Genomic DNA, 13893 nt, shown 5'->3' on the forward strand with positions numbered 1-13893 from the left:
CGGGACCGTCCGTCCCCGACGCTGCCCGGCCGGCGCCGGCGCCTCCGCAGCCACACCTTCCGGGCGAGGTCTGATTGAACACCCGCGACTGGCCGATCCGCTCCAAGCTGACCGCGCTGGTCGTCGTTCCCGTGACCGCGCTGCTGGCGCTCTGGATCTTCGCCACCACACTGGCCTTCGGCCCGGCCCTCGACCTGCTGGCCGCCCGGACCCTCCTCTACGACCTCGGCCACCCCGGCGAGACGGTCGTGGCCGAGCTGCAACGGGAGCGCCGGCTCTCGGTGGTGCAGTTGGCCGGCGGGAGCGTCGCGCCCGGGCTCGCCGAGCAGCGCCAGCGGACCGACCGCGCGGTCGCCGAGCTGCGCCGCCGGGTCGGCGGGGAGGAACTGCGCGACGCCGCCGACGACCTTCTCGACGCCCGGGTCGACCAACTGGTCACCGCGCTGGAGGCGTTGCCCACCGGGCGGGGCTTCATCGACCGACGCGAGGTCGACCGGGCCGGCGCGGTCGGGCTCTACAGCGGCATGATCACCTCGGCCTTCCAGGCGTTCTCCGCCATGGCGAACCTGCCCGACCGGGACCTGAACCGCGAGGCGCTCGCCGTCACCGCGCTGGGGCGTTCCCGGGAGCTGCTCGGCCAGACCGACGCCCTGCTGGCCGGGGCGTTCACCGCCGGGCGGTTCGGCGAGGGCGAGCACACGCAGCTGGTGCAGACCATCGCCAACCAGCGGTTCCTCGCCGAGGCGGCGGTCGCCGACCTGCCCGACGCGGAGCGCGTCGCGTACCAGCGGTTGACGGAGGGGGAGGCCTTCGGCCGGCTGCGGACGATGCAGGACGCCCTGGTCGGAGCCCGGTCGTCGACCCGGCCGGTGGTGGAGCCGGGGCGGTGGCAGGCCGACTACGAGGCCGTGCAGCAGGCGCTGCGGGAGTTCGAGCTGGCCCAGGCCGACGGCCTCGCCGACCGGTCGGTGCCGACGGCCGTCCGCACCCTGGTCCGGCTCGCCGCCGCCGGGCTGCTCGGGCTGGCCGCCGTCGTGGTCTCGGTCCTGGTGGCGCTGCGGGTCGGCCGTTCCCTCGCGCATCGGCTCACCGCCGTACGCACGGCCGCCCTGGACATGGCCGAGCACCGGCTGCCCGACGTGGTGGCCCGACTGCGCCGGGGCGAGCAGGTCGACGTCGCCCGGGAGGCGCCCCCGCTGGAGTACGGCGGCGACGAGATCGGCCAGGTGGCGCGGGCGTTCACCGAGGTGCAGCGGACGGCGGTCCGGTCGGCCGTCGACGAGGTCACCCTGCGCCGGGGGCTCAGCGAGGTCTTCCTCAACATCGCCCGGCGCAGCCAGGGGCTGGTGCACCGGCAGCTCGCCCTGCTGGACCGGATGGAGCGGCACACCGAGGATCCGGACGAGCTGGCGGAGTTGTTCCGCGTCGACCACCTCGCCACCCGGCTGCGGCGGCACGCGGAGGACCTGGTCATCCTGGCCGGCGCGGCGCCGGGGCGGGGCTGGCGCAACCCGGTCGCGATGGTCGACCTGATCCGGGGCGCCATCTCCGAGGTGGAGTCGTACGACCGCGTCGACATCGCCGCCGTGCAGCCCGGCGGCACGCTGGGCCGGGCCGTCGGCGACGTGATCCACCTGCTCGCCGAGCTGATCGAGAACGCCACCGCGTTCTCCCCGCCGCAGACCCGGGTGGAGGTCTCGGGTCAGCATGTGGCGAACGGGTACGCGGTGGAGGTGACCGACCGCGGCCTCGGCATGTCCGCCGCCGCGCTGGAGGACGCGAACCGGCGGCTGGCCCGGTCGCCCGACTTCGAGCCCACCGAGACGGCCCGGCTCGGCCACTTCGTGGTGGCCCGGTTGGCCGCGCGGCACGGCGTCCGGGTGCGGCTGCGCCCGTCGGACGGCGGTGGACTGACCGCCGTGGTGCTCATCCCGGCCGACCTGGTCACCGACGAGCCGTCCCTGCTGCCGGCGGAGACCGGGCCGGCCGAGCGCCCGTCCGGGACGGCGCCGGAGGAGCGGCGGTTGGCCCGGGCCGGCCGGCTGAGCACGCTGCCCCGGCCCCGTTCGGCCCGAGCCGCCGTGCACACCGGGCCGGACCAGGCCGCCGGTCCCGTCTCCACCGGGGCGGTCGGGACCGCTCGTGCCGCCGGACAGGACCAGGTCCGCCCCGGCTCCCCCGCCGGGCCGGTGCCCGGCGGCCCCGGCCCGGCGGAGAGCGCCGGGGAGGTGGACGGGCTGCCCCGTCGGGTGCGGCGTCGCGGCCCGGCCGGCCGGCCCCGGCACCCGAGCCCGAACGCCCCCGATGCCCGGTCGGCCGCCGGAGGAACGGCGGCGCGGCGGCCCGCCGTGGACGGCCCGACGCTGGGACAGCCCGTGCTCGAGAGCCCCACCCCGCGCACCCCCGAGGAGGCGCGGCGGGCCATGTCCGCCCTGCAGGCGGGCACCGCCCGTGGCCGTGCCGCGGCCGGCGGCGCCACCGTCGGTGTCGGGCCCGGCGCGTCCGCCGGTCGCACGGCCGCAGCCGGTGGTGCGGTGGCCGACGGTGAGCCGGCCGGTGGTCCCGCGACCGTGGGCCCCGCAGCCGGTGGTGCCGCGACGGGTGGTGCCGCGACCGTTGGCCCCGCGACGGGTGGTGCCGCGACCGTGGGCCCCACGGCCGGTGGCGCGGCGGCCGGGGGCCCCGTCGGTGACACCGCACCGGAGCGGACCACGGACCCGACACCGAAGGCGCCCCCGACCCCGGCCGCGACGCCGATCCCGACCCCGGGCCCCGCCCCGACCCCGATGCCGGCCGAGGCGCCGGCGGACCCCGACCCCGTGACCGTGACTGAGAGGGACGCCTGATGCTGCATCCGACGAGGCAGAGCGCCGATCTCGCCTGGTTGCTCGACGATCTGGTGGAGCGGGTGCCGCCCGCCCGACAGGCGGTGGTGCTGTCGGCCGACGGGCTGTTGCTCGGCTCCTCCGCCGGCCTGGACCGCGCCGACGCCGAGCACCTTTGCGCGCTGGCGTCCGGCTTCTCCAGCCTGGCCCGGGGCGCGAGCCGGCACGTGACCGGCGGGGCGGTCCGGCAGACCGTCGTGGAGATGGAGTCGGCGTACCTCTTCGTCACCGCCGCCGGGCAGGGCGCCTGCCTGGCCGTGGTGAGCGACGCGGACGCGGACATCGGCCTGGTGGCGTACGAGATGGCGATGCTGGTCACCCGGGTGGGGGAGTACCTGAGCGCCCCGGCCCGGTCGACGGCGGGGGTCGCCGATGCGGGCTGAGTCCCCCGGTCCGCAGCACGAGTGGCTCGACGACGACGCCGGCCCCGTGGTGCGGCCCTACACCCTCACCGGCGGCCGGGTGCGGTCGTCCGCGGGTGGCTTCGACCTGGTCGCGTACGTGCTGGCGGAACCGGGCGCCGACCCGGCCGCCCATCCGGAGCTGCAACCGGAGCACCGGCGCATCGTGTCGCTGGCGGCCCACCCGGTCCCCGTCGCCGAAGTGGCGGCCGAACTCGACCTCGCGCTCGGCGTGGTCCGCGTCCTCCTCGGCGACCTGCTGGCCAAGGGGCTGGTCGCGGTGCACCAGCCCACGGTCGCCGCCTACCTGCCCGACGACGACATCCTCAAGGCGGTGGTCAGTGGACTCCGTGCGTTATGACCGGGCCGGATCCGGCACCCGGATCCCGCTCGCGCTGAAGATCCTGATCGCGGGAGGCTTCGGCGCCGGCAAGACGACGCTGGTGAGCGCGCTCAGCGAGGTCCGGCCGCTGCAGACCGAGGAGGTACTGACCGGGGCCGGTATCGGCACCGACGACCTGTCGGGCGTCGAGGCGAAGTCGACCACGACGGTGGCGATGGACTTCGGCCGGATCACGATCAACGACGACCTCCAGGTCTACCTGTTCGGCACGCCGGGGCAGGACCGGTTCTGGTTCCTCTGGGACGAGCTGGCCTTCGGCGCGCTCGGCGCGGTGGTGCTCGCCGACACCCGCCGGCTGGCGGACTGCTTCCCGTCGATCGACTACTTCGAGCAGCGGGGCGTCCCGTTCGTGGTGGGCGTGAACTGCTTCGACGGCGCCCGCCGGTTCAACCTCGAGTCCGTACGCCAGGCGCTGGACCTCGACCCGGACGTGCCGCTGGTGCTCTGCGACGCGCGGGACCGGCAGTCCGGCAAGGAGGTGCTGATCGCCCTGGTCGAGCACGTGGCCCGGCAGCGCGGCGAGCCGGTGCCGGCGGCCTGAGCCCGACGGCGGGGCCCGTGGCGACGGGCCGGTGCGATTCGGCGCCGCTTTCGGGACTAAGCGGACGGCGCGGCGGGAAGCCTCTGGTTGGATCGACGGAGGAATCGGCGGAGGGTGGATCCGGTGACGGAGCAGGGCGCGATCGTCCACATCGGCGGCTACACGGAACACAGCGGGGGCCGGGGCAGCGGCATCGTCGCGGCGCGGCGGGACCCACGCTCCGGCGCGTTGTCCCCGCTCGGCGCCGTCGCGGTCACCCCGTCGCCCTCCTTCCTGGCCCGGCACCCGCGGCTGCCGGTGCTGTACGCGGTCAACGAGCTGCCCGAGGGGGAGGTCAGCGCCTACCGGGTCGCCGCCGACGGCGACCTGACCCCGCTCGGCACCCGGTCCACCGGGGGCGCGGAGCCCTGTCACCTGGCGGTCGTCCCGGACGGCGGCCACCTCGTCGTGGCCAACTACGGCGGCGGCAGCGTGGCGGTGTTCCCGCTCGACCCGGACGGGATGCCCGGCGAGCGCAGCGACCTGGTGGAGCACGAGGGGCACGGGCCGGACCCGGAGCGGCAGGAGCGGGCCCACGCCCACATGGTCAACCCCGCCCCCGGCCGGGGCCCGCTGCTCGCGGTCGACCTCGGCACCGACTCGATCTACCGCTACGACCTGGACGCCGCCTCCGGCCGGCTGGTGCCCCGGGCGCCCCGGGTGCGCACGGCCTCCGGCTCCGGCCCCCGGCACCTGGGCCGGCACCCCGACGGCCGACGCTGCTGGGTGGCGGGGGAGCTGGACGCCTCGGTCACCGCGTACGAGCTGACCGCCGAGGGCGCGCTGCACGAGCGGGGTCGGGTCGACGCCAGCGACCGGGCCGGGCACGTCCAGCCGTCGGAGATTTCGGTCGGCCCGGACGGGCGCTTCCTCTACGTGGCGAACCGGGGGGTGGGCACGGTCGCGGTCTTCGCCGTGGCCGGCGAGCTGCCGGAGCTGGTCGCCGAGGTGGACACGGGCGGGGAGTGGCCGCGGCACTTCGCCCGGGCGGGGGAGCACCTCTACGTCGCCGACGAGCGGGCCGACATGGTCCGGGTCTTCCGGGTGGACCCGGCGACCGGCGTCCCGGCCCCGGTCGGGGAGCCGGTGGCGGTGCCCAGCCCCACCTGCGTCCTGCTCTGACCAGCCTAGATCGACGCGTCGAGGCGACACGGTCACTCATCGTCAACAATTCGGTGGTCAACTGTTTCTGCTGCGGTAACTTTCGTCCGAACGGTTGTGGCAGTCACCTCGGCGGGTCCGCAGTATGGTCAGCGTGTCAGCAGGCCGCCATCGCATGCGCTCCAACGTTCACGCAGCTACCGCCGCTGCTGCCGTCGGCGTGCTCGCCGTAACGGCGGGCGGCTGGTTCGGCTACCAGCAGCTGGCACAACGCGACTGCTCCGGCAGGATCGAGCTGTCGGTCGCCGTCGCCGCCGAGCTCGCCCCGGCCGTCGACGCGGCCGCCGCGCAGTGGGTGAAGGACGGGGCCGCGGTCGGCGGGACCTGCATCGCGGTGAACGTCTCGGCGACCGACCCGGTGGACGTGGCCGCCACGGTCGCCGCCAAGCACGGCGTCACCCTGGCCGGCGTCGGGCAGGCCAGCGGCACGGCGGTCAGCCCGGACGTCTGGGTGCCCGACTCCTCGACCTGGCTGCTGCGGCTCAAGACCGGCGGCGCCACCGCCTTCGAGCCGGGCAACGGGGCGTCCATCGCCCGCAGCCCCGTGGTCGTGGCGATGCCGGAGCCGGTGGCGTCGCGCCTCGGCTGGCCGCAGAAGAAGTTCAGCTGGGCCCAGCTCCTCCAGCAGGTCCAGAGCGACAAGCCGCTGCGCACCGGGATCGTCGAGCCCACCCGGGACGCCGCCGGCCTGTCCGGCCTGCTCTCGCTGACCGCCGTCGCCGGCGCCTCCGGCGGTCCGGACGCCGAGCGGGACAAGGTCGCCGCGCTGCGGGCGCTGGCCACCGACCGCTCGGCGCTGCGGCCGGACCTGCTCGCCCGCTTCCCGACCGCTTCGGACCCGACGACGATCGCCAGCAGCCTCGGCGCGGCGGCGCTCTCCGAAGAGGACGTGATCCAGTACAACAGCAAGAAGCCGCCGGTGCCGCTGGCCGCGCTCTACCTGGAGCCGGCGCCCGCGCCGCTGGACTACCCGTACGCGGTGCTGCCCGGCATCGAACCGGCCAAGGCGTCGGCGGCACGGGTGCTCTACGAGGTGCTCACCACCGACGACTTCCGCGACAAGCTGGCGGCCCAGTCGCTGCGGGCGCCGGACGGCAACTGGGGCGCGGGCTTCGACGCGCCGCAGGGCGCGCCCAGCCCGGCCGGTGGCGCGCCGGCGCCGCCGGCGAACGGCGGCACCGCGGCGACCGGTGGCCTCGACCCGCAGAGCATGGACCGCGCGATCTCCAGTTGGTCGATCGCCACCCAGTCCGGTCGGATGCTCGCCGTCATCGATGTCTCCGGCTCCATGAAGGAGAAGGTGCCGAACGCCGGCAACGCGACCCGGCAGCAGGTCACCGTGGAGGCGGCCCGGCGCGGGCTGAACCTCTTCGACGACTCCTGGTCGATCGGCCTCTGGACGTTCTCCACGGAGCTGGTCGGCTCCCGCGACCACCAGGAGCTGGTCGCGATCGGGCCGCTGTCCCGGCAGCGCGGCAAGCTGGAGCAGGCGCTCGGCTCGATCCGGTCCTCCAGCGGCAGCACCGGCCTCTACGACACGGTGCTGGCCGCGTACCAGAAGGTGCAGGACAACTGGGAGCCCGGGCGGGTCAACTCGATCGTGCTGTTCACCGACGGCAAGAACGAGGACTCCGACGGCATCACCCAGCAGCGGTTGCTGGCCGAGCTCAACAAGATCAAGGACCCGGAGCGGCCCGTGCAGGTCGTGATCATCGGTATCGGCGGCGACGTCAGCAAGGCCGAGCTGAAGTCGATCACCGACGTGACCGGCGGCGGTGCCTTCGTCACCGAGGACCCGACCAAGATCGGCGACATCTTCCTCAAGGCGATCGCGCTGCGCAAGGCCCCGGCCTGAGTAACGACGCAGGGCACAAGGGCCCGTCACACCCGCCGGATCCGGTAACGCGGGCCCTTCCGCGGACACGGATCCGTCGGGGAAAGTGACGGCAATGCGTCGGAAGCAGTCGGCCAACACCGTTGTCGGGGCAGGATGTCGTAGTGCTCCGTCGCCGGCCCGCGATCCGGGCCGCCCGACGACAGGGCCGTCGGCATGCGAAGTGGGGAGGGCCGGTGACCTCGGCGACGCTGTTGACCCCCGCCAGAGCGGCGTCGAGGCCGGACCAGTGGTCCGGGCCGGCGGCCCGCACGGACGAGCGTGCCTACGTGCGGGCCCTCGTGGTGCTGGACACCACGGTCCTGACCATCGCCGTGCTCATCGGCTACGTGACCCGCTTCGGGGACGAGACCCCCGGCGGTTCGAAGATCCCGTACGTCGTGGTGGCCCCCGGGCTGGTCCTCGCCTGGCTGGTCTCGCTGCGGGTGCTGCGCTGCTACGACGACCGGGTCCTCGGTTACGGTGCGGACGAGTACCGCCGGGTCAACGCCGCGAGCCTGCGCCTCGCCGGCGGCATCGCGATCGTCGCCTACATCGCCGAGGTGGGCGTCTCCCGGGGCTTCCTGGCCATCTCGTTCGCGGTGGGCACGCTCGGCCTCGAGGTCGCCCGCTTCGCCGCGCGCAAACGGCTGCACCGGGCGCGGTCCCGGGGCGCGGGCTGGTCGCGGAAGGTGCTGGTGGTCGGCGACACCGCGCACGTGCTGGAGCTGGTGCAGACCCTGCGTCGCGAGCCGTACGCGGGCTACCAGGTGGTCGGCGCGTGCATCCCCGACGCGCTGCTCGCCCCGGTCGCCCAGCGACTGGGCGACGTCCCGGTGGTCGGCTCGTTCCGGGGCATCCCCGAGGCGGCAACCGCCATCGGCGCGGACACCGTCGCGGTGACCGCCTCCGGCGAGCTGACCGCCACCCGGCTGCGCCGGCTGGGCTGGCAGTTGGAGGGCACCGGCGTCGACCTGGTGGTGGCGCCGGCGCTGACCGACGTCGCCGGCCCGCGCATCCACACCCGGCCGGTCGCCGGCCTGCCCCTCATCCACGTCGAGGCGCCGGAGTTCCGCGGGGCGCGCAAACTGGTCAAGGGCTTCGTCGACCGGGCGGCCTCCTCGCTGGCCCTGACGCTGCTGCTGCCACTGCTGGCCGTCATCGCGCTGGCCATCAAGCTCGACAGCCGGGGGCCGGTGTTGTTCCGCCAGACCCGGGTCGGGCAGGGCGGCCGGGAGTTCGGGGTCTACAAGTTCCGCACCATGGTGGTCAACGCCGACGCCCTGCTGGCGGAGCTGGCCTGCCGCAACGAGACCGACGGCCTGATGTTCAAGATGCGCGACGACCCCCGGGTGACCCGGGTCGGCCGGCTGCTGCGCAAGTGGTCGCTGGACGAGCTGCCGCAACTGGTCAACGTCCTGCTCGGGCAGATGAGCCTCGTCGGCCCCCGCCCACCGCTGCCCTCCGAGGTGGCCCGCTACGACGGGGACGTGGCCCGGCGGCTGCTGGTCAAGCCCGGCATGACGGGGCTCTGGCAGGTCAGCGGGCGGTCCGACCTCAGCTGGGAGGACGGCATCCGGCTCGACCTCTACTACGTGGAGAACTGGTCGCTCGCGGCGGACCTGACGATCCTCTGGAAGACGTTCGGCGCGGTGGTCAACAGCCGCGGGGCGTACTGACCGGCCCGGCGTCAGTCCTGCGGGCCGGTCCAGTCCAGGCACACCACCACCGCGTCGTCGACCAGGTCACCGGCGACGAACGCGCGCAGGTCGCCGATCAGCGAGCGGACCGCGTCCAGCGGCTCCATCGGCCCGGTCCGGCGCAGGAACCGGTCCAGCGCCGTCTCGCCGTACCGGACGTCCTGCCCGGTGGCCTCGATGACGCCGTCGCTGACCACGAAGATCCGGTCGCCCCGGCACAGCTCGAAGCGCTGCTCGTGGTAGTCGGTGGCCTCGAACATGCCGAGCGGGAACTGCGCCTCCAGCGGCAGCTCCCGTACCTCCCCGCCGCGCAGCAGCACGAGGCGCGGGGAACCGGCGTCGACCACGGTCAGGGCGCCCGAGCGCAGGTCGAGTTCCATCAGCAGCGCCGCGAGGTGCCGGTCGCCGCGGTGCAGGTCGTAGATCGCCTGGTCGGCGAGGGCCGCCTGGTCGGCCAGGCCGAGCCCGGCCCGGCGGGCGTTGCGCAGCGCGTACGTGGCGAGCGAGGTGAGCATCGAGGCGGCCACGCCCTCGCCCGTGCCGTTGATGGTGGACAGCCAGAGCCGCTGACCGTCGTCCGACCAGTCGAAGCTGTCGCCGCGCACCGCGTACGCCGGTTCGAGCTGCCCCGCGAGGCTGAACGAGGGGCGGATCCGGCTGCGGCCGGGCAGCATCTCCCACTGCATCTCGGCGGCGAGGGTGAGCCGCCGGCTGCGCCGCGCGGTCCGGTACAGGTCCGTGCCGGCGGTGACCGCGGCGATCTCGTGGGCCAACGCGGTGGCGATCTCCGCCAGCTCGCCGAGCGCCGCCCGGTCGCCGGGCACGGGCGCCACCCGCAGCACTCCCCGGCGTTCCCCGCGCATCGAGACCGGAAGGTACCCGGTGCCGTCGGCGACGATCGGCGTCTGGTGGTCGAAGCAGCGCCAGGCGGGGTGCCCCGGGCCGGTGACCGCCTCCCCGTCGGCGAGCGGCAGCAGAGCCGACAGCCGGTAGTCGACCTGCAACAGCTCGACCCGGGTGACGCCGTACGCGGCCAGGACGTCCGCGATCCGGTCCAGCAGGAGTTCGGCGGGCGCCTCGTTGAGGGCCCGCCGTGCCCGGTTGACCGGTTCGCTCATCGTCGCTCCTTGGTCGCGAGCCCGCACCAGCGGTTTCGGAGTAGTCTCGGGCGCACCATGGCGGAACTGCACGGTCCCCCCGGGCCCCCGACGAGTATGGCTGCCGAGCTCGACGCGGTGGCCGGTGCCCTCCTGACCGTCTGGGAGGCGGCGCGGGAGCGGACGACCAGCCGCGTCTCCGGTGCCCAGTTGCGCGCGATCATGCTCGTCGAGCAGTACGACGGGATCAACCTCCGCCGCCTGGCCACCGGGCTCGACATGCTGCTCTCCTCGGCCAGCCGGCTCTGCGACCGGCTGGTCGCCGCGGGCATGCTGGAACGCGAGCCCGGCCGCCTCGACCGGCGGGAGATCGCGCTGCACCTAACCCCGGAGGCGCACCGGCTCCTGGCCGAGCTGCGCGACGACCGGCGTCAGCAGCTCGCCGCGATCCTCGCCGACATGGACCCGGAGGGGCGGCAGGCGCTGCTGCGGGGCATGCGGGAGTTCGACGAGGCGGCGCGCCGCCGGGACGCGTCCGTCCAGTCCGTCGAGCCGGCCCATCCCCGGTTCGACGCGGGCGGCCCGGCGGAGCGTCCGGTCGGGCTACCGGCGCAGGAGTGGCCCGCAGCGGAACCGCGGGTGGCCCGGACGGCCTGACCCGCGGGGCGGTCGGCCCCGCCGGTCGGCCGCCCGAACGTGGTGCGGGCCGCCGACCGCCGTCACACGTCGGGCGCCGCGGCCACCGCGAGCATCGCGATGTCGTCCTGGCTCTGCCCGTCCAGCCACTCGTCGACCAGGCGCAGCAGCCGGTCGACCAGCGCGGCGGGGGCCAACCCGGCTGCCGAGGCGAGCGCCGCTCGCAGCCGCTCGTCGCCGAACGTCTTGCCGCCGCGGGAGCCGCCGCGCGCCTCGGTCACCCCGTTGGTGTACGCGAGCAGCAGCTCGCCGGGCGCGAGCCGGACCTGCGCCTCGGCGAACCGGGCGGCGGCCAGCGCACCCACCGGCATCCCGCCGACCGGGACCGGGGCGACCCTGCCGTCGGCGCGTACGACCAGCGGAGGAGGGTGGCCGCCCCCGGCGACCCGGACGGTCAGCCCGCCGCCGGGGGCGCTGCCCAGCGTGCCGAGCAGCAGGGTGGTGAACTGGCTGCGCCGGGCCGCGTCCGGGGCGTCGAAGAGCGCGCGGTCGAGCAGGCGGATCAGCTCCAGCGGCCGCTGCTCGACCAGCCGCAGGGTCTGCAGGGACTGGCGGACCCGCCCGGTCAGGACGGCCGCGCCGACGCCCTTGCCGCACACGTCGCCGAGGGCGAACATCGCTCCGCCGCTGATCGGGAACACGTCGTAGAAGTCGCCGCCGATGCGCAGCCGGTCGCCGGCGGCCCGGTACCCGCCGGCGAGCGCGGCGCCCGGTACGGCCGGCAGGTCGGGCGGGAGCAGGCTGTTCTGCAGCACCCGGGCGAGGTGGACCTGCTCGCCGTAGAGCTCGGCCGCGCCGAGGGCGGCGCCGACCCGCGCGGCGAACTCCCGGGCCAGCTCGATGTCCCGCCGGTCGAAGCCGGGGCGTCCGGCGCGGCGGGCCAGCACCAGGGCGCCGGCGGGGCCGCGCATCGGGCTGACCAGCACCGTGGCGGGCCGGCCGACGTCGGGCGGCAGCGCGGCGGCCAGCTCGGCGGGCTCCGGGTCGGGCCAGGGACCGGGGCCGCTGATCCCGCCGCCGAGCGCCTCGGCGAGGCCGGGCAGCGTGCCGGCCAGCGACCACGGGGCGAGCCCGGTCGTCGGCGCCGGGTCGCCCTCGGCGTACCGGACCCAGTGCGGCCGGTTCTCGGCGGGCGAGGGCGGCAGGTGGATCACCAGGGCCAGGTCGGCGAGGTAGGGGACGGGGAGCGTCGCCGCCGCCCGTACCGTCTGGTCGCGGTCCAGGGTCAGCCCGAGGCGGCTACCCGCCCGGGCGAGGAACGCCGTCCGGGAACGCTCGGCGCGCAGCGCCTCGGCGCGTGCGTGCTCCTCGGTGACGTCCCGCACGTACCACGCGTGCCGCCCGGCGCCCAGGTCCCGCCGTACGCCGCGCAGCCGGCGGCCCCGGTGCGCGGCGTCGAAGGCGTCCGCCCCGTCGCGGGCCGCCCGGGCGACCGCCGCCACGGCGCAGGTCGGCAGCTCCGTGCCCGGCACGACCTCGGGGAGGAGTTCGGCCGCGATCGCGTTGACCAGCGTCACCCGACCCGCCCCGTCGGTCGTCACGATCGCCTCGGTGAGCCCGTCGAGCAGTTCGCGGGCGAGCGGGGAGTCGGCCGGCAGCGCGTCGTCGGGGGAGCACGGGGGGTCGCCGGGGCCGGGCCGCCCGTCGCCGCCCACCCCGCCGCGACGGGCGGTGGTCACCGCCGCTCGCCGGGCGCCAAGGTCTGTCGACCTGTGCGCATGCTGGTCGTGCACTCCTCGGATGGGGGGTCGTTGCCTGGGGGCAAGCGTACCGAGGCGGTCGCCGGACGCCCATCGGAGCGAGTCGGGATCAGGGCTGACGGGCCAGCCAGCCGGCCGGGCGGGCGAGGATCCGGCGCACCACGGAGCCGGCCCCGCCGACGGCCGCGGCGGCGCCGCCGAGCGCCGCGGGACGCACGGTGACCGGCGACCAGGCCGCGGTGAGCACCCGGCGGGAGACCTCGGCGAGGACCGGCGGGCGGAGCCAGGGCGCCAGCGGCGCGTATCCGCCGCCGAGCACCACGGTGTCCAGGTCCAGCAGGTTCACCACGCCGGCCACCGCGACCCCGAGGGCGTTCCCGGCGTCGGCCAGGGCGCGCGACACGGCCGGGTCGTCGGCCGCGGCCAGCTCGGCCAGCCGGGTCGTGGCGGTGTCCGCCGGGAGGTGCGCGCCGGCCAGACCGGCCGCCGCGAGGATCGCCTCCTGCCCGGCGTACGTCTCCAGGCAGCCCCGGCCGCCGCACCGGCACGGCCGCCCGTCCGGGTGGACCGGGATGTGACCGATCTCGCCGCTCCAGCCGCGCGCCCCCCGGAACAGGGCACCGTCCAGGACGATCCCGGCGCCGATGCCGACCTCGCCGGAGATGTGCAGGAAGCTCACCGGGCCGGGCGGTCCGGCGTGCAGCTCGCCCAGCGCGGCGAGGTTGGCCTCGTTCTCCACGACCAGCGGTGGCACCCCGTCGACGTGCGCGGTCAGCGGCGGGTGTCCGTCGAGGAGCGCGGGGACGGGCACGTCACGCCAGCCCAGGTTCGGCGCGAGGCGGACCAGCCCGGCGTCGTCCACCAGGCCGGGCACCGCGAGGGCCGCGCCGGCCAGCGTGAGCCCTTCGCGTTCCGCGTCGGCGCGGGCCCGGGCGGCCAGGCCGGCGAGCCGGGCGACGGCCTCGGCGGGGGAGACCGGCCGGAGGTCGGCGCGGTGCACGGTGTGATGGCGGACCCGGCCGGCGAGGTCGACCACGCAGGCGGCCAGGTAGTCGACGTTGACCTCCAGGCCGAGCCCGGCCGGGCCGTCGGCGGCGAGCACCAGGCCCCGGGACGGCCGGCCCGCGCCGGTGCGCGGCGTCGGCTCCGCCTCGCGCACCAGCCGGCCGGCCAGCAGGTCCTCCACCACCGCCGAGACGGTGGCCCGGGTCAGGCCGGTCGCGGCGGCCAGCTCGGCCCGGGACGGCGGGCGGTCGGCGGCGGCGATCCGGCCGAGCACCACGGCGAGGTTCCACTCGCGCAGGCTGCCCTGCCGTACCGGCCCGGGCGGGGCGTCGGGTCGGGTCACCCCTTGACACTGCCACAGGCCGGCCAAATAATTCAACCACTGAACAAAT

At 75.9% G+C, this 13893-nt stretch carries 10 protein-coding genes and 1 pseudogene; 8 read left to right on the plus strand and 3 right to left on the minus strand.

Features of this window, described 5'->3' with window-relative positions; all coding sequences use genetic code 11:
* Nucleotides 1-74 precede the first annotated feature (74 nt).
* The 7 genes and pseudogenes from ACGF7U_RS24570 to ACGF7U_RS24600 form a co-directional block, all read left to right on the plus strand.
* A pseudogene (locus ACGF7U_RS24570) lies at nucleotides 75-2468 on the plus strand (nitrate- and nitrite sensing domain-containing protein); the annotation flags it as partial.
* A 377-nt stretch (nucleotides 2469-2845) separates the two neighbouring features.
* The gene (locus ACGF7U_RS24575) at nucleotides 2846-3268 is read left to right on the plus strand and encodes a roadblock/LC7 domain-containing protein (RefSeq protein ID WP_393110360.1); all 423 of its coding nucleotides are present in this window, start codon (nucleotides 2846-2848) and stop codon (nucleotides 3266-3268) included.
* Nucleotides 3258-3647 (plus strand): DUF742 domain-containing protein, encoded by a 390-nt coding sequence (locus ACGF7U_RS24580; RefSeq protein ID WP_393110362.1) that lies wholly within the window; start codon nucleotides 3258-3260, stop codon nucleotides 3645-3647. The genes ACGF7U_RS24575 and ACGF7U_RS24580 overlap by 11 nt, the downstream gene beginning before the upstream one ends.
* Nucleotides 3628-4230 carry an ATP/GTP-binding protein gene (locus tag ACGF7U_RS24585; RefSeq protein ID WP_393110364.1) on the plus strand — a complete coding sequence of 201 codons (603 nt, stop codon included), beginning with the start codon at nucleotides 3628-3630 and terminating at the stop codon, nucleotides 4228-4230. The genes ACGF7U_RS24580 and ACGF7U_RS24585 overlap by 20 nt, the downstream gene beginning before the upstream one ends.
* Before the next feature lie 123 nt (nucleotides 4231-4353).
* Nucleotides 4354-5391, plus strand: a complete 1038-nt coding sequence (locus ACGF7U_RS24590) for a lactonase family protein (RefSeq protein ID WP_393110366.1) — start codon at nucleotides 4354-4356, stop codon at nucleotides 5389-5391.
* A gap of 133 nt (nucleotides 5392-5524) precedes the next feature.
* Nucleotides 5525-7285 (plus strand): substrate-binding domain-containing protein, encoded by a 1761-nt coding sequence (locus ACGF7U_RS24595; protein ID WP_393110368.1) that lies wholly within the window; start codon nucleotides 5525-5527, stop codon nucleotides 7283-7285.
* Between the two features lie 215 nt (nucleotides 7286-7500).
* Nucleotides 7501-8982 (plus strand): sugar transferase, encoded by a 1482-nt coding sequence (locus ACGF7U_RS24600; protein ID WP_393110370.1) that lies wholly within the window; start codon nucleotides 7501-7503, stop codon nucleotides 8980-8982.
* A gap of 11 nt (nucleotides 8983-8993) precedes the next feature.
* On the opposite strand, the gene ACGF7U_RS24605 is transcribed toward ACGF7U_RS24600, so the two are convergent.
* Nucleotides 8994-10121, minus strand: a complete 1128-nt coding sequence (locus ACGF7U_RS24605; RefSeq protein WP_393110372.1) for a PP2C family protein-serine/threonine phosphatase — start codon at nucleotides 10119-10121, stop codon at nucleotides 8994-8996.
* A 57-nt stretch (nucleotides 10122-10178) separates the two neighbouring features.
* Between ACGF7U_RS24605 and ACGF7U_RS24610 the strand changes: the two genes are divergently transcribed.
* On the plus strand, nucleotides 10179-10757 hold the full coding sequence (locus ACGF7U_RS24610) for a MarR family winged helix-turn-helix transcriptional regulator (protein WP_393110374.1): 579 nt from the start codon (nucleotides 10179-10181) through the stop codon (nucleotides 10755-10757).
* Nucleotides 10758-10819: 62 nt separating this feature from the next.
* On the opposite strand, the gene ACGF7U_RS24615 is transcribed toward ACGF7U_RS24610, so the two are convergent.
* Nucleotides 10820-12475: a SpoIIE family protein phosphatase gene (locus tag ACGF7U_RS24615; RefSeq protein ID WP_393110376.1), complete on the minus strand. Its 1656-nt coding sequence runs from the start codon at nucleotides 12473-12475 to the stop codon at nucleotides 10820-10822.
* A gap of 130 nt (nucleotides 12476-12605) precedes the next feature.
* Nucleotides 12606-13871, minus strand: coding sequence for an ROK family protein (locus ACGF7U_RS24620; RefSeq protein WP_393110594.1), 1266 nt, complete (start codon nucleotides 13869-13871; stop codon nucleotides 12606-12608).
* Between the last annotated feature and the right edge of the window lie 22 nt (nucleotides 13872-13893).

Source organism: Micromonospora sp. NPDC047670, from assembly GCF_043204915.1.
Classification (GTDB): domain Bacteria; phylum Actinomycetota; class Actinomycetes; order Mycobacteriales; family Micromonosporaceae; genus Micromonospora.

Coding starts and splice junctions, on each gene's coding strand:
- ACGF7U_RS24575 (WP_393110360.1), top strand. CDS start 2,846: ATGCTGCATCCGACGAGGCAGAGCGCCGATCTCGCCTGGTTGCTCGAC.
- ACGF7U_RS24580 (WP_393110362.1), top strand. CDS start 3,258: ATGCGGGCTGAGTCCCCCGGTCCGCAGCACGAGTGGCTCGACGACGAC.
- ACGF7U_RS24610 (WP_393110374.1), top strand. CDS start 10,179: ATGGCGGAACTGCACGGTCCCCCCGGGCCCCCGACGAGTATGGCTGCC.
- ACGF7U_RS24605 (WP_393110372.1), bottom strand. CDS start 10,121: ATGAGCGAACCGGTCAACCGGGCACGGCGGGCCCTCAACGAGGCGCCC.